Annotated in this window: 18 protein-coding genes; 6 read left to right on the plus strand and 12 right to left on the minus strand. The window is 61.0% G+C overall.

Annotated features, from left to right (window positions below):
- Positions 1–97: 97 nt before the first annotated feature.
- The 9 genes from CHC01_RS13255 to soxY all read right to left on the minus strand — a co-directional run bounded on the left by CHC01_RS13255 (position 98) and on the right by soxY (position 7,778).
- Positions 98–1,072: a FecR family protein gene (locus CHC01_RS13255; RefSeq protein WP_244558352.1), complete on the minus strand. Its 975-nt coding sequence runs from the start codon at positions 1,070–1,072 to the stop codon at positions 98–100.
- 1 nt (position 1,073) lies between these two features.
- Positions 1,074–1,634, minus strand: a complete 561-nt coding sequence (locus CHC01_RS13260) for an RNA polymerase sigma factor (protein ID WP_089264789.1) — start codon at positions 1,632–1,634, stop codon at positions 1,074–1,076.
- On the minus strand, positions 1,627–2,322 hold the full coding sequence (locus CHC01_RS13265) for a TonB C-terminal domain-containing protein (RefSeq protein ID WP_089264790.1): 696 nt from the start codon (positions 2,320–2,322) through the stop codon (positions 1,627–1,629). Before CHC01_RS13265 ends, CHC01_RS13260 begins: the two co-directional genes overlap by 8 nt.
- A 344-nt stretch (positions 2,323–2,666) precedes the next feature.
- Positions 2,667–3,056, minus strand: coding sequence for a c-type cytochrome (locus CHC01_RS13275; protein ID WP_089264792.1), 390 nt, complete (start codon positions 3,054–3,056; stop codon positions 2,667–2,669).
- 73 nt (positions 3,057–3,129) lie between these two features.
- Entirely contained in the window at positions 3,130–3,831 is a 702-nt protein-coding gene (locus tag CHC01_RS13280) for a c-type cytochrome (RefSeq protein ID WP_089264793.1), read from the minus strand.
- Positions 3,815–5,095, minus strand: coding sequence for a sulfite dehydrogenase (soxC, locus tag CHC01_RS13285; RefSeq protein WP_089264794.1), 1,281 nt, complete (start codon positions 5,093–5,095; stop codon positions 3,815–3,817). The genes CHC01_RS13280 and soxC overlap by 17 nt, the downstream gene beginning before the upstream one ends.
- 40 nt (positions 5,096–5,135) lie before the next feature.
- Positions 5,136–6,833 carry a thiosulfohydrolase SoxB gene (gene soxB, locus CHC01_RS13290; protein ID WP_089264795.1) on the minus strand — a complete coding sequence of 566 codons (1,698 nt, stop codon included), beginning with the start codon at positions 6,831–6,833 and terminating at the stop codon, positions 5,136–5,138.
- 102 nt (positions 6,834–6,935) lie between these two features.
- Complete coding sequence (gene soxZ / locus CHC01_RS13295; RefSeq protein ID WP_089264796.1) at positions 6,936–7,265, minus strand: thiosulfate oxidation carrier complex protein SoxZ; 330 nt, start codon at positions 7,263–7,265, stop codon at positions 6,936–6,938.
- A 48-nt stretch (positions 7,266–7,313) separates the two neighbouring features.
- Positions 7,314–7,778, minus strand: a complete 465-nt coding sequence (soxY, locus tag CHC01_RS13300; protein WP_068732003.1) for a thiosulfate oxidation carrier protein SoxY — start codon at positions 7,776–7,778, stop codon at positions 7,314–7,316.
- Between the two features lie 165 nt (positions 7,779–7,943).
- On the opposite strand from soxY, the gene soxA reads away from it, so the two are divergent.
- The 3 genes from soxA to CHC01_RS13315 are packed head-to-tail and all read left to right on the plus strand — an operon-like array spanning position 7,944 to position 9,928.
- Entirely contained in the window at positions 7,944–8,768 is an 825-nt protein-coding gene (gene soxA / locus CHC01_RS13305; protein WP_089264797.1) for a sulfur oxidation c-type cytochrome SoxA, read from the plus strand.
- Between the two features lie 10 nt (positions 8,769–8,778).
- Complete coding sequence (gene soxX, locus CHC01_RS13310; RefSeq protein WP_089264798.1) at positions 8,779–9,405, plus strand: sulfur oxidation c-type cytochrome SoxX; 627 nt, start codon at positions 8,779–8,781, stop codon at positions 9,403–9,405.
- Between the two features lie 22 nt (positions 9,406–9,427).
- Entirely contained in the window at positions 9,428–9,928 is a 501-nt protein-coding gene (locus tag CHC01_RS13315) for a GlcG/HbpS family heme-binding protein (RefSeq protein WP_089264799.1), read from the plus strand.
- Between the two features lie 13 nt (positions 9,929–9,941).
- On the opposite strand, the gene CHC01_RS13320 is transcribed toward CHC01_RS13315, so the two are convergent.
- Positions 9,942–10,538 (minus strand): SoxW family protein, encoded by a 597-nt coding sequence (locus CHC01_RS13320; protein ID WP_089264800.1) that lies wholly within the window; start codon positions 10,536–10,538, stop codon positions 9,942–9,944.
- 20 nt (positions 10,539–10,558) lie between these two features.
- Positions 10,559–11,353: a cytochrome c biogenesis CcdA family protein gene (locus CHC01_RS13325; protein ID WP_176454581.1), complete on the minus strand. Its 795-nt coding sequence runs from the start codon at positions 11,351–11,353 to the stop codon at positions 10,559–10,561.
- Between CHC01_RS13325 and CHC01_RS13330 the strand changes: the two genes are divergently transcribed.
- From CHC01_RS13330 to CHC01_RS13340, 3 genes are all read left to right on the plus strand, one after another.
- Entirely contained in the window at positions 11,352–11,750 is a 399-nt protein-coding gene (locus CHC01_RS13330) for a thioredoxin fold domain-containing protein (RefSeq protein WP_176454582.1), read from the plus strand. The genes CHC01_RS13325 and CHC01_RS13330 overlap by 2 nt on opposite strands.
- 35 nt (positions 11,751–11,785) lie before the next feature.
- The gene (locus CHC01_RS13335; RefSeq protein ID WP_068731992.1) at positions 11,786–12,163 is read left to right on the plus strand and encodes an ArsR/SmtB family transcription factor; all 378 of its coding nucleotides are present in this window, start codon (positions 11,786–11,788) and stop codon (positions 12,161–12,163) included.
- 69 nt (positions 12,164–12,232) lie between these two features.
- Entirely contained in the window at positions 12,233–13,342 is a 1,110-nt protein-coding gene (locus tag CHC01_RS13340; protein WP_089264801.1) for a YeeE/YedE family protein, read from the plus strand.
- A 6-nt stretch (positions 13,343–13,348) separates the two neighbouring features.
- On the opposite strand, the gene CHC01_RS13345 is transcribed toward CHC01_RS13340, so the two are convergent.
- A complete protein-coding gene (locus tag CHC01_RS13345; protein WP_089264802.1) occupies positions 13,349–13,801 on the minus strand; it encodes a DsrE family protein in 453 nt (150 codons plus the stop codon).
- Positions 13,802–13,814 lie beyond the last annotated feature (13 nt).

Here is a 13,814-nt window from a genome sequence, read left to right on the forward strand (position 1 = left end):
CTGCTGAGACACCCGGGTACTGCCCTGCCCTCAATGGATTTTTGTGAATGTTTCATGTCAGCTTGTGCGGTGACGCGATTACAACCGCGCCGTCCCATCAGCTGAGCAGGATCAATCCGCCCGGCAAGGTTCGTCGGCGCACGCCGAAGCCCAGCTCGATCTGCGCCAATGCGTCATCGGGGCGGTCGATCTTGAACTGGCCGTTGACCGGGCTTTGTGCCAGGCTCGCATTCATCAGAACGATCCGGCCGGAACGATAACGGTTCAGCTCGTCGATGACTTCAGCGAGGGGGGTCATGTTGAAGATCATCAATCCGCGTTGCCAGGCCGAAGCCACCGCGGGGTCGATCGTCACCACATCTTCAATCGCATCGGGGCGATAGTTCACCTGCTGTCGTGGCCCGAGCATGACGGTGCGGTCGGGATGTTCGACCTGAACCTCATTTGCCAGACATGTCACGCGGATCATCGCGCCCGTATGGCGAACATCGAAATGAGCATTGACCGCTGAGGTTCTGCCTGTCCCCGCCACGACGCTGAATCGCTTTGAGCTGTCGTCGGGCATGGCGAATGATGCTTCACCGGCAATCAATTCGATCGCATCGGCGGCGATGGAAATGCTGGTTCGGGCATTCATGTCGATCGACAATCCGTCGGTGACGGAAATCTGGCGCCGTTCGCCGGCACCGGTCCGAAAATCAGCCTGCAGTTCGGAATAAGACGGCCATAGCCCCAGTGGAGGACGGGCGATCAGCACCCCGGCCGCAGAGGCAGCCAGCGCGCCGCTAATGAATGCGCGGCGTCCCATAATCCCGGGGCGCGCGAACCGCGGCCGCGCGAGTGCGGCTCGTTCATCCGCAGCCAGACTCTCACCGACAGGACCCAAGGCTTGCCAGAACTGGCTCGCCGCTGAAAACGCTGCCGCATGTGCGGCGCTCCGGCCGCACCACTGCCGAAGCGCCGTTGCATCCGTAGCAGTGGCCTCCCCCGACGTCAGTCGCCTGACCCAGGCGTGAGCCTCACGATCCAGCGGCGACAGTTCGCCCGCGTCCTGTTCGGTCTCGACCATCATCTCAGGCCTTCTTCCGGCCAAAGCGCGTGGCGCAATATTCCTGTGCCTGTCTCAATTCCTTCTCGACCATGCTGGTCGAAATTCCAAAACGCTCCGCGATTTGCTGTCGGGACAAACCTTCCAGGCGCACCGCCAGGAGGATGGCGCGCTGGCGCGGCGGCAATGTCGCGATGACGCCCTTGAGCCGCAGCATGTCGGCCCTGCCCTCGAATATCTGCAATGCGTTCGGCGCATCGTCTGCGATGTGAAGCAGGTCTTCGACGTCAGATGCCGAAAGACGACGATTTTCGGCGCGCAGGCGGTTGACGGCAATATTGAATGCCGTGCGAAACAGATAGGCTGTCGGATTCCGGATCGTGCCGACAATCTCGGCGGCGCCGAGCCGCAGATAAGTGTCCTGCAGCGCCTCCTCCGCCCACTCTTGCGAGCCGAGACGACGCGCGAGGCGCATTTTCAGATCGCCATAACGGTCGATCAGAAGCGTCTGCAACCCCGCCAACGCAGACACGTTCTGCCCGGAGGGAAGCTCGTCATCACCAAGCGGATCCGGCCTCTCACCCATGGCGTTGACCGGCTTCGACCGAACGACATTCCACTGTGCCGCCTGCCGACCGTGGCAGAATGATCATCGTGAACGGCTGCGCCATCGGCGCTGGCGGCGCTTCGCCGACAACCATTCCTTGCAAGGCGCCCACGATGGCACGGTCGCGCCGGTCGGTACCGGAAGATCCAAGCAGCCTCAACTGCAGGATATTTCCTTCCGTGCCGATTCGGAAGCTGAACGCAATGCGATAGTCGCCGGGCCGGGTTTCCGTTTGTGCGCACAATGAATCATTGATCTTTGCCTGCAACAGCCCGGAATAGCGCTGCTGCAGGGTGTCCTGCTGTGATAGCGCAGCATAGGCGATGGACGACGCTGCTTTCATCACCGGGGCTTCATCTCGCGCTGGAACAATCACAAAGGCATTGGGCGCTGCATATTCAACAATGAGATTGCTGTCCTGCAACAGTAACAAGAGAGCGGCGGCAGGGGTAAACTGGCCCGCGACCGCCTTCGACATGCGCCCTATAGCAAGATTGCCGCGATAAAGACCAACGATACCTGTCGCCGCGCTGTATTTTTCGAGCGCAGACCCAAGTGGCTGTGACGGAATATCGAACCATAATTCGGTGTCCCGCGCAGGCGTATCCGACAACGCCGCACTGGGGAGAATGATCGAAGCCAGGATATTGAACCAGAGAGCGAGCACCCGGAACTGCCGTAAGGGTTTCGGGCAGACATTTCGCGTTGTCGCCTTGCGCGAACACACCTCGCAACACCCCAAAACGCGCAACTTCGTTCAACCCCACGATCGGGCGCCCCCGATCATCCCGTACCTTACTATTGTTTTTGTGATGGATTGGTGACGCCAGATGCAAGGCATCATTTCGGATCGGGCACGACGAAGCGTGACGTCGGGCATTCCACGACCGGCTCTGCTGCGCAGGAGGTGCTGGGCTCAGCGACAAAACTCCCGTCGCAATCGGAAGTGCTGCGCAACGAAGTCGACCGCTTCCTGGCGAGCATCAGGGCCGCTTAAGAAGTGACAGCGCTTTAGCTGCCCTTCTTGCCATCCGCCGCGAACTGCTTCAGGAACGCGGTGAGATCCTTGATCTCCTGCTCGTTCTTGATGCCGGCAAAGCTCATCTTGGTGCCGGGGATCTTGCCCTTCGGGTCCTTGATGTAGTCGGTGAACACCTGCTCATCCCAGGTCAGGCCGGAATTCTTGTTGGCGTCGGAATAATTATAGCCCGCAATAGTGCCGGATTTACGCCCGAACAACCCGTTCAGGATCGGCCCCACGGTGTTCTTCGCGGTCTCGCCGACCTGATGACAGGCGCGGCACTTGTTGAAGGACTTCTCCCCGGCTGCAACATCCTGCGCCATGGCATCCGTTGTCATCAGTACGAGCGACAGAGCGAGCAGCGGAAAGCGGAACGTCATCCTGGTCAAACCTCAAATGTAGTGATGGTTATGGTGTGTGAGCCATCGTGCCAAAGACGAGTGCCCTCGCCTGCTACTCGACCTTGGGGCCGGACTTGCCGTCGGGCGTGACGTCGATGGCCATGGCCCGCCCGGTGACCTTCGGCGCCGGCCGGCAATCCTTCATGCACGGGTTCTTGTTCCAGAAATGTTTCTCGGACGTCTCGCGGTCGTCCTCGAAAAATGCTGCAGCATTCGGCATCTTGATCGACGTAAAATTCTTCTCGTTGAGTTCGAATTTCTCGTTCTTGACGATATCGTTCATGCTGAGAATGTAAGCCGTCAGCGCATAGACCTCATCATTGGTCAGCGACTGCGCATTGCCATAGGGCATCGCGCGCTTGATGTAGTCGAACACGGTGGACAGATCGGGCCAGAACGAGCCGACGGTCTTGTCCGGCCGATCCGCCTTCAATGTCCCGGCGCCGCCGGCAAGCACCGGCCATCGACCGACGCCCTGTCCGAATTCGCCGTGACAGGACGCGCACTTCTCCTGAAACAGATCGTCACCCTGCTTCACAGTGCCCTTGCCGACCGGAAGACCGCGCCCGTCCGGCCGCACGTCGGTGTCCCAAGCCGCGATTTCCTCAGCAGTGGCCGCCCGCCCCAGCCCGAGCTTCGCAGAGGGCTTGACCACGTCGCGGCCCGCCATCTGCTGGGCAGCGCTTGGCGCACTCGTGCCGCCGAGCAGACATGCCGCCAGCACCAGTGTCAGGGCATTAGCCGATTTCGACATTTTCAGTCTCCCCGCCCGAACGCACCAGCCAGGTCTGAATGCCGTTATTGTGGTAGATCGAATTGACGCCGCGCACCTTGCGCAGATCGTCCTTCGACGGCTGCACATAGCCGGTGGAGTCGATGGCGCGGGACTGGATCATCAGCTCCTGTCCGGTCCAGTCGAAATCCACATAGAAGCGCACGACGGACTTGTCGAAGACCGGCCCATCGATGCGCGCGGTCTGCCAGTTGCGCCCGCCATCCATCGAAACATCGACGCGCTTCACGGTGCCGCGCCCGGACCACGCGAGCCCGCTCAGCACGTTGCGGCCCTTGTGCTTCAATGGCGCCTGCGGCGACGGATTGGTCACCACCGATTTCGCATCCATCACGAATGTATGCTTGCGGGAATTTCCATCGGCCAGCAGATCCGTATATTTCGACGTCTCCTCGCGAGTCTGCCACGGCTGGTCGCCGGCCTCGATACGACGCAACCACTTGACCCACAGATTGCCTTCCCAGCCGGGAATGACCGCGCGTAGCGGATAGCCCTGTTCCGGACGCAGCGCCTCGCCGTTCATCGCGAAAGCGATCATGACATCGCTCAGCGCCTTCTCGATCGGCAGCGAACGGTTCATGCCGGCGGAATCGGCGCCTTCCAGCATCAGCCACTTGGCATTCGGCTTCAGCCCGGCCTCATCCAGCAACACTTTCAGCGGCACGCCGGTATACATCACGTTGTGGATCATGCCGTGGGTGAACTGACAGCCATTGAGCTGGCTGCCGCGCCATTCCATGCCGGTATTGGCGGCGCATTCGAGGAAGTACACCTTGTTGACGCGCGGCATCCGCTTGATGTCATCCATGGTGAACACCAGCGGCTTGTCCACCAGCCCATTGATCATCAGGCGATGATCTGCCGGATTGATCTCGGCGACGCCGCCATGATGCCGCTCGAAGCACAGACCGGATGGCGTGATGATGCCGTCGAGGTCGTGCAGTGGCGTAAAGTTCACCGACGATTCAGCAGACGCCGTCAGCCACGGTACGTCGCGGCGGATCACATTCTTCTCGAATTTCGAGGGAGTGCCGTAGGGATGCTTGTCGACGCCATCGCCGAGATAGCGCTGCCAGTCCTGCACGTCCGTAATAAGCGCTTCGGATTTCGCCGTCTCACCCGCGAGCGCCGGAATCGCCGACAATGCCGCGCCGGCACCGGCCAGGCCTGCCGCGCCGAGAAAGCGGCGGCGATTGAGCGTTTCGGTTGAGGTTCGATCAGTCATGCGACCAGCTTTCGTATCTCTGCAATGCAAGGGCCTGCGATCAGGCCCCGGTCACCTTGACGGCGGTGTTGGGTTCGATTCTGACGGTTGAGACCTTCGCCACATGCGCCGCGACCACGTCCCAGATCGGCGGTCCCTGCGTGTTCTCGTTGATGCTGGCCCAGCCCGAGACCGTGTAGGTCTTGCTGGCCTCGATCGGCTTGCCCGACTTCAGGTGGGTCATCCCGGAAATGCGCGATCCCATCGGTTTGGAAATATCGATCGCGTAGCCCATGCCGCCCATGCGGACCATGTCGCCGCCACCCTGGAAATAAGGATCGGGGTGGAAGATGTTGTCGGCGACATCCTCCAGCACTTCCTTGATCTGGGTGCCGGTCATCTGGTTGCGATAACAGTTCGGATAGGTGATCGCGGTGGCGTTGGTGATCTGCTCCCAGGTGATCGCATCGCCGGGGATCAGCGTGCCGCCCCAGCGGAAGCCGGGCGACAGCACGATCTCCGCATCGCGCTCGGACATCATCGCGTTGCAGATCAGATCGTCGAAGGTGCCGTTGAAATTGCCGCGGCGATACAGCAGCGAATCCGTCTTGCCGATCTCGCGCGCCAGATCCCCCGCGAAAGGTGCCCTCACCTTCTCCACCAGCGCAGTCATCGCCGCATCAGGTTTGATGGCATCGGCAAAGACCGGCATCAGCTTGAAGCGGACATCCGAGACCTTCTTGTCCTTCACCTCGATATCGAGGCGCGACACGAACTTGCCGTGCGAGCCGGTGGCGACGAGCACCGTATTGCCGACCTTGATCAGGCCGGGCATCGCGTCATGGGTGTGCGCCGTCAGGATAACGTCGAGCCCCTTCACGCGGCCAGCCAGCTTGCGATCGACATCGAAACCGTTATGCGACAGCAGCACCACGATGGAGGCGCCGGCAGCGCGGGCTTCATCCACCTGCTTCTGGATATCCTCTTCGCGAATGCCGAATTCCCAATTCGGGAACATCCAGCGCGGATTGGCGACGGCCGTGCGCGGCAGCGCCTGACCGATCACCGCGATAGTAGCGCCGCCGCGCTCGAACATCTTGCGCGCCTCGAACACCGGCTCCTGCCATTCGTTGTCGCGAATGTTCTGCGCGAGGAAGGCGAACGGCGCGCTATCGGCGATCTGCTTGACGCGCTCGGCGCCGTAGGTGAATTCCCAGTGCCCGACCATGGCGTCGAGCTTCAGCGCCGACATGACGTCGACCATGTCCTGCGCCTTGGTCTGTAGTGACGTCCAGCTTCCCTGCCAGCTGTCGCCGCCATCCAGCAGCAGCACCTTGTCGTCGCCGCGCTCGGCGCGGACCGCGCCGATCAATGTCGCGATACGGTCCATGCCACCCATGCGGCCGTAGTTTTTGGCGAGTGCCACGAAATCATCGGCGGTCAGCGCGAAGGCATCGGCGGAACCGGCTGCAATCTTGAAGTAGTTGCGAAACTCGGCATCCGTGAGATGCGGCGGCATGCCTTTCACTTCGCCGACGCCGAGATTGACCGACGGCTCGCGGAAGTGCAGCGGCATCAGCTGCGCGTGTGTATCGGCAACATAGAGGATCGTCACCGTGCCCAGCGGATCGAACCGCAGGATGTCGGCCTGTGTCAGGCGTTGCTGTGCCGCCGCGCGGCCGAGCGGGCCAAGGCCGCTTCCGATCGTGAGCGCAGACGCAGCCGCCGTCGCTTGCAGGAAATCCCGCCTCGATATCATGATCCACCTATGATCCCTTCCGGTATGGAAGGGTGAATGTTCAGAAGAACGTCAGATCCAGGATCTTCAATTCAGGATCTGCAATACAAAGTCTGCAATCCGTCAGGCCACGGTCAGCTTGTTGGTCGCAACATAATCGGAGCCGTCGTCATCCTTCCAGGTGAAGGTGAATTCGCCGGACTCGGCAGCCTTGTAGAAAAACGACTGATAGGGATTGGCCGAGATCGCAGGATTCCAGTCGGCCTCGAACACCGTCTTGCCGTTGAAGGCGGCGGTGAACTTGTTGATGATCTTGCGCGGCACGACCTTGCCGGCCGCATCCTTGCGCTGGCCGGATTCCATTTCGTGAGAGATCAGCGTCTTGATCTCGATCAGTTCACCCGGCTTGGCCTGGGTCGGAACGCGAACGCGCGGGGTTGGTTTGGTTGCCATGGGAAAGTCCTCGCCTGATAAATCTGTTCTGTGAACGAAGCTGCGCGACTAGCCGCCGCAACCGCCGATCGTGACTTTCACATTGGCCTTCGCCATGTGCAGCTTGCCGTTGGACATTTCGGCGATGCAGACGATGTTCTGGGTTTCCGCAAGACGCATGCGCGTCGAGGCCGAGGCCTTGCCGCAAGCCGGCGTGAAACGGTAGCTGACGACGGCCGGCAACGGATTGCCTTCGGCAAACACATGCACCGACTTGACGTAGTCGGCATCGGTCATCGGGCTTTCAATATCGACATTGACCGGGACCACGAGGCCGTTTTCGGCGATCTCGGGCACGTCGAGCTTGATCTTGCCGCTTTCGAATTTCTTGTCGCCGTATAGCTTCTTGATTTCGGCGGCGACGGCCTGCTCATCGGCCAGCGATAGTCTGGGAGCAAGGATTGCTGCGAGACCAGCGATCGCGGCCATGGCCAGCGTTTCGCGACGGGTCTTCTCGACCGACTTCAAAATCATGAGTGCTTCCTCCTGCGGGATTTGAGCAATCCCTTTACAATAGTATCGCTTGACGATTCCAAGTCTGATCTATCTTATCTGGGACATATCATTATATTCTTTTTCTTGAATGTAAAGATCTGAAATGCACAAGTGCCGCAGAGACGGCGATGTGGGAGGGGACAGATGAGGAAGACCGTCATTCGGTCAGCAGCAGCGGCCATTCTGGTACTCTGCGCGGGGAGCTTCGGCAGTCATGCGCAAGACGCCAGCGAGAAAGAGATCGAACGCTATCGCGAGATGATCTCGGACCCGATGTCCAATCCCGGTTATCTCGCCGTCGATCGCGGCGAAGCGCTGTGGGGCGAAGCCCGCGGCAGCAAGAACGTCTCGCTGGAAACCTGCAATCTCGGTCTCGGCGCCGGCAAGCTCGAAGGCGCCTTCGCGCAATTGCCGCGCTACTTTGCAGATGCCGACAAGGTCATGGACCTTGAGCAGCGCCTGTTGTGGTGCATGCAGAACATTCAGGGACTCGATACCAAGGATGTCGTCGCGCGGCGCTTTTCAGGCCCGGGCCGTGCGTCGGACATGGAAGACCTCGTCGCTTACATCGCCAACAAATCGAATGGCATGAAGATCGACATTCCGCTGAGTCATCCCAAGGAGCAGGAGATGGTGGCGGTCGGCGAAGCGCTGTTCTACCGCCGCGGCGGCGTCAATGATTTCTCCTGCGCCACCTGCCATGCCGACGAAGGCAAGCGCATCCGGCTGCAGGGACTGCCGAACTTCTCCAAGCCCGGCAAGCCGGCGCAGGAAACCATGGGCGGCTGGCCGACCTATCGCGTCTCGCAGGGCGCGCTGCGCACCATGCAGCATCGTCTGTGGGATTGCTTCCGCCAGCAGCGCTGGCCCGTGCCGGAATACGGCTCGGACGCACTGACCGCCCTCACCTCTTTCCTGCAAAAACAAGCGGCGGCCGGCGAACTCAACGTTCCGTCGATCAAGCGATAAGGAGCCCGGGATGAAACGCGTTTTGACACTCGCCGCGCTCGTTCTCGCAGCAGGCTCGCTCACCACGACCACATACGCGCAGACCGCCGCCAAGGCGCCGGATCCAGCGCTCGTCGATGCCTATATGAAATCCACCTTCGGCAAGGCGCCGCCGGAGTGGCAGGCGCGCATCGAGCCGGACGAAACGCTGAAGACTTGCAATGCCTATCACAACGAGGTGCCCAGCGCCGAGGCCGAGAAGATCATCGCGCGCGAAATGGCGCGGGTGGTCTATCCCGCCGACGGCAAATTCCTTGGCAACTGGAAGGAAGGCGCGAAGATCGCCAATAACGGCCGCGGCGGCCAGTTCTCGGATCCGCCTGACACCGTTGCCGGCGGCAACTGCTACGCCTGTCACCAGATGGAACAGAAGGAAGTCAGCTACGGCACGCTCGGCCCGAGCCTGACCAATTACGGCAAGGACCGCAAATACGATCCGCAGGAAATCAAGAACGCCTTCACCAAGGTCTACGACTCGCAAGCCATGTTCGCCTGCTCGAACATGCCGCGCTTCGGCGTCAACAAGGTGCTGAGCGAACAGCAGATCAAGGATATCGTGGCCTTCCTGTTCGATCCGGAATCGCCGGTGAACAAGTAACGCGAACCGGGAGTGGATCGATATGACGAAGAGAAACGTGTGGTTTGCCGTCGTCCTGTCGATGCTCGCATCATCTGCAGTGAGAGCCGAGGAACCTGTCGTCGGTTACAAGTCCCTCGGACTTGAGCTGGCGCTCGACGCCGCCCGTGCGGCGCTGAGCGACTGCCAGAAGCGCGGCTATCAGGTGGCGGTTGCCGTGGTTGATCGCTTTGGCACGCCGCAAGTCCTGTTGCGCGACCGCTTTGCCGGGCCGCACACGCCACCGACGGCGACCGGCAAGGCATGGACCTCCGCGACCTTTCGCAACAGCACCACCGAACTCAATGCGATCAGCCAGCCCGGCATGATGCAGGCCGGACTGCGCAACCTGCCTAGTGTCGTGATCATCGGTGGCGGTATGATGATCGAAGGCGGCGGCGCGATGCTGGGCGCCATCGGCGTCTCGGGCGCGCCGGGTGGCGATGCCGACGAGGCCTGCGCCAAGGCGGGCATTGCCGCGATCCAGGACAAGCTGGATTTCTAGTTCGACAGCGCGCCTACGCCTGCTTCTTCAGCCACTCCGGGAACGTCGCGGTCTCGTAGCCCTTCTGGCGCACGTAGCGGAACATCGCCAGAAACTCGTTCGGCTCCAGCAGCCCGGGCATGCGCGCGACTTCCCGCGCCTGTCCGCTTTTCAATGCCAGTCCCGCGACGGTCTCCGGAAAGAACTGGATCGTCGGCGTGAAGCGAATGCCGTAGGATTCGCCGAACGATTTCTCGCCACGCTTGCGACCGTCGAAATCGGTTACCTCACGTGAGCCGATATGATTGAGATGCAGGATCTCGAAATTGTCGCGGACATAGGTCTCGATCTTCGGATCGGTCATGTAGCTTTCATGCATGCGCTTGCAGGCGGGACAGCCTTTGAGCCCCCACATGATGGCGAAGCGCTTGCCCTTGGCACTCGCACCCGCCAGATCCTCGGAGAGATCGAGGAAGCTCTCCAGATACCAGTCCATCTGATAGAGCCCGTCATCGCCGAGCGTTGCTTTTGCCGATGCAGATGCAGCGCGTAACCCGACCACACCGAGGCCGATAGCCGCGAGCGCATGCCGTCTGGTGATCACGCCAGTTATGGACTCTCGCTTGGACATTCGATCCTCCCGATCCCGCGTCATCCGATGGTGCCGAAGGCCGGAAAGGTCTCCAGCATCCAACCTGAAATGCGCGGCATTGCGCCAGTCAAAAACAGAACACCAGTCAGGACAAGGCCGGCGCCGATCACCTTCTCGATAGCCAGCATATGCTGACGCAGCCGCGCCATCAGCCGCATGAACGGCCCCGAAAACAGCGAAGCCAGCATGAAGGGAATGCCGATCCCCATCGCATAGGCCGCGAGCAGAAGTGCACCCTGCGCCGGTGCGCCTTCAGCACCTGCGACCATCAGAATAGCCGCCAGCACCGGCCCGACACAGGGCGTCCAGCCGAAGGCGAATGCGAGGCCGACCAGATAGGCGCCAAGAAAGCCCGCCGGTCTGCGCACCGCCTGAAAGCGCGCTTCGCGAAACAACAGCCCGATCCGGAAGACGCCGAGAAAGTGAAGTCCGAGAATGACGATCAGCAGACCGGCGATGACGGCCAGCGTATCGAAATAGGCAGTGATCGCCTTGCCGATCAGCGACGCTGACGCCCCCAGCGCGACAAAGACCGTGGCGAAACCCAGCACGAACGCGAAGGACAATGCGACCACGCGTCCGTTCGGGCGCCAGCCGGTCTGACCACCGCGATCGTCGAGTTCGTCCAGGCTGACGCCTGCCAGAAAGCAGAGATACGGCGGCACCAGCGGCAGAACGCATGGCGACAGGAACGACAACAGCCCTGCGCCCAGCGCACCAAGGAACGAGATTGAGGACACGACGGCGGATCCGGTTCTGGCATAAATATTCGAATTCGTGTATATGTAACACATGACGTGGAAATTGCCTCTGAAAACCTCGTTGATCGCGACTTTGTTGGTGATGACTGCGGCGCTGTCGCCGCGCATCGCTGATGCGTCCGAGCTACTGATGTTCGAGCGTGACGGCTGCGTCTGGTGCGCGCGCTGGAATCGCGAGATCGCGCCGGTCTATGACAGGACCGACGAAGGCAAGCTTCTACCGCTGCGCCGCATCGATATGGACCGCGACAAATCGCCGGGCGTCGCACTGGCGTCGCCTGTGCGTTTCACGCCGACCTTTCTGATCGTCGACAACGGCCGCGAGATCGGCCGCATCACCGGTTACATGAACGACGAATCCTTCTGGAGCCTGCTCGGAAAGTATGCGGCCAGACTGACTACCTCACAGCCCAACGCCAATCGTTCCTGATCCTCTTCAAACATTCGCGGGACACGCACGCTGCCATGGCTTCTATCATCCCATCCGAACTCGAAGACGAACTGCGCGACGGCGCGGAGTATTCGCCCGAACTCGACCAGTTGATGCGCAAGGCCCGCAAGGCCAGCAATTTCCTCAAAGCGATCTCGCACGAAAACCGCCTGCTGCTGCTGTGCCTGCTAGCGGAGCGGGAGCGGTCGGTGTCCGAACTGGAAAACATCCTGTCGCTGCGCCAGTCGGCCGTATCGCAGCAGCTCGCGCGTCTGCGCTACGACGGCATGGTGGAGACCCGCCGCGACGGCAAGACGATCTATTACAGCCTGGCCAATGACGACGTGCGAAGCGTCATCTCGGTCATCTACGATATCTTCTGCGCCACACCGGCGCCGACCAAGAAAAAATAACGCCGCCGATCCGGCAGGCGGAGGCGCGCGGCCCGTAAGGCCAGCGCTCCTCACATCGGGAGGAAATCCATGCAGAACATGTCTGCCTGGTTATCGGCGCTGGCTGGCTTTGCCATCGGCGTTGCTGCGGGATTTGCCGTGCGACGCGCGCGCCTTTGCACATTTGGCGCGATCGAAGATGCGTTGATGGGCGGTGACAATCGCCGCCTGAAGATCTTTGGGCTGGCGCTGGGTATCGCCGTGCTCGGCACGCAGGCGCTGATCCTGTCCGGCTTTCTCGCGCCCGAACACACCACTTACGTTCCCATTGCATTGCCCCTCATTGCGATCGTCATCGGCAGCATCATGTTCGGCACCGGCATGGCGATGGTCGGCACTTGCGGCTTCGGCTCGCTGGTCCGGGTCGGCACCGGCGATCTCAGGAGCCTGATCGTGATCCTCGTGCTGGGCGCGACGGCCTATGCCACTCTGCGCGGACTGTTCGCCGATCTTCGCATTAGCGTGCTTGAGCAGCTAGCGATCCGGATGCCAGACGGCATACGCTCCGACTTTGCATCGCTGCTGACGCAAGCGACCGGCCGCGATCTGCGCGTGCCGCTCGCCATCATTATCGGCAGCGGCCTTTGTTGGCTGGCACTCAGCGACAAACGCCTGCGCCGCGCGCCGCGCCTGCTCACTGCCGGTGTCGCACTCGGATTACTCACGATTGCCGGCTGGATTGTCACGGTGGGATTGAACGACGATTTCGCTGGCCCGCCCCGCCCACAAAGCCTGACATTCGTATCGACGATCGGAAAAGCACTGTATGCCGGGGTTCTGAATGTCGCGAACTTCGCCGATTTCGGCGTCGGCAGCGTGTTCGGCGTCATTGCTGGTGCATGGGCCGCAGCGTGGTTGGCCGCAGAACTGCGCTGGGAAGCCTTCGACGACGATCACGAAATGCGCCGCCATCTTATCGGCGCCTGCCTGATGGGCGTCGGCGGCATTCTGGCGGGCGGCTGCACCATCGGTCAGGGCATCACCGCGGGATCGATGCTGGCGCTGTCCTGGCCGATTGCCGTCGGCGGCATGATACTTGGCGCGCGCATCGGCATTGCGATCCTGGTCGATGGCTCGCCGCGCGACCTCATCCAGCGCAACTGGATGCTGCTGGCGTGGAAAGCGCCGCCGTCGAAGTGATCAAACTCAAGGCTTGAGATAGCTCCAGCCGGCTTCCTGCAATTCGATCAGCCGAACCGCGCCCGATGGCACCACCGTCGCCTCGGATACGACACTGATAGCCTTGCCCTCGCGCTTCTCCATGCCCTCTTTGGTATTTCCGCAGGCGATGAATTTGACGCTGGACGGAAAGCTGGCATCGACGATCTGCTTGATGCGGTCCTTCACCGGCGACGTGTCGTCGCGCAGCATGTGCAGACCTGGCCCATAAGTGACGATCTCGATCTGAACGTCCTCGCCCTTCGCCTTGTAGAATTCCATGACATTGGTTGCGTTGTTCAAAGCCAGATTCATCAGCGCGGGATCGTTCTGACTGACCTGAATGGCGACGCGATGCTCCTTCGCGCCTGCTGCATAAGCGGACAACGTGATCAGCGACAACAGGACGGCTCCGGCAATCGATCTCAACAATGATCGCATCTCAAAACTCCTT

Origin of the sequence: Tardiphaga sp. OK246 (genome assembly GCF_900188215.1) — a bacterium.
GTDB lineage: Bacteria > Pseudomonadota > Alphaproteobacteria > Rhizobiales > Xanthobacteraceae > Tardiphaga > Tardiphaga robiniae.

What these genes read in the sequence shown, in the direction of transcription:
- CHC01_RS13320 (WP_089264800.1), bottom strand. Translation starts at nt 10,538, where the DNA reads ATGTCCAAGCGAGAGTCCATAACTGGCGTGATCACCAGACGGCATGCG.
- soxX (WP_089264798.1), top strand. Translation starts at nt 8,779, where the DNA reads ATGAAACGCGTTTTGACACTCGCCGCGCTCGTTCTCGCAGCAGGCTCG.
- CHC01_RS13315 (WP_089264799.1), top strand. Translation starts at nt 9,428, where the DNA reads ATGACGAAGAGAAACGTGTGGTTTGCCGTCGTCCTGTCGATGCTCGCA.
- soxC (WP_089264794.1), bottom strand. Translation starts at nt 5,095, where the DNA reads ATGACTGATCGAACCTCAACCGAAACGCTCAATCGCCGCCGCTTTCTC.
- CHC01_RS13340 (WP_089264801.1), top strand. Translation starts at nt 12,233, where the DNA reads ATGCAGAACATGTCTGCCTGGTTATCGGCGCTGGCTGGCTTTGCCATC.
- CHC01_RS13275 (WP_089264792.1), bottom strand. Translation starts at nt 3,056, where the DNA reads ATGACGTTCCGCTTTCCGCTGCTCGCTCTGTCGCTCGTACTGATGACA.
- CHC01_RS13260 (WP_089264789.1), bottom strand. Translation starts at nt 1,634, where the DNA reads ATGGGTGAGAGGCCGGATCCGCTTGGTGATGACGAGCTTCCCTCCGGG.
- CHC01_RS13280 (WP_089264793.1), bottom strand. Translation starts at nt 3,831, where the DNA reads ATGTCGAAATCGGCTAATGCCCTGACACTGGTGCTGGCGGCATGTCTG.
- CHC01_RS13335 (WP_068731992.1), top strand. Translation starts at nt 11,786, where the DNA reads ATGGCTTCTATCATCCCATCCGAACTCGAAGACGAACTGCGCGACGGC.
- soxB (WP_089264795.1), bottom strand. Translation starts at nt 6,833, where the DNA reads ATGATATCGAGGCGGGATTTCCTGCAAGCGACGGCGGCTGCGTCTGCG.
- soxZ (WP_089264796.1), bottom strand. Translation starts at nt 7,265, where the DNA reads ATGGCAACCAAACCAACCCCGCGCGTTCGCGTTCCGACCCAGGCCAAG.
- CHC01_RS13325 (WP_176454581.1), bottom strand. Translation starts at nt 11,353, where the DNA reads ATGTGTTACATATACACGAATTCGAATATTTATGCCAGAACCGGATCC.
- CHC01_RS13330 (WP_176454582.1), top strand. Translation starts at nt 11,352, where the DNA reads ATGACGTGGAAATTGCCTCTGAAAACCTCGTTGATCGCGACTTTGTTG.
- CHC01_RS13345 (WP_089264802.1), bottom strand. Translation starts at nt 13,801, where the DNA reads ATGCGATCATTGTTGAGATCGATTGCCGGAGCCGTCCTGTTGTCGCTG.
- soxY (WP_068732003.1), bottom strand. Translation starts at nt 7,778, where the DNA reads ATGATTTTGAAGTCGGTCGAGAAGACCCGTCGCGAAACGCTGGCCATG.
- soxA (WP_089264797.1), top strand. Translation starts at nt 7,944, where the DNA reads ATGAGGAAGACCGTCATTCGGTCAGCAGCAGCGGCCATTCTGGTACTC.
- CHC01_RS13255 (WP_244558352.1), bottom strand. Translation starts at nt 1,072, where the DNA reads ATGATGGTCGAGACCGAACAGGACGCGGGCGAACTGTCGCCGCTGGAT.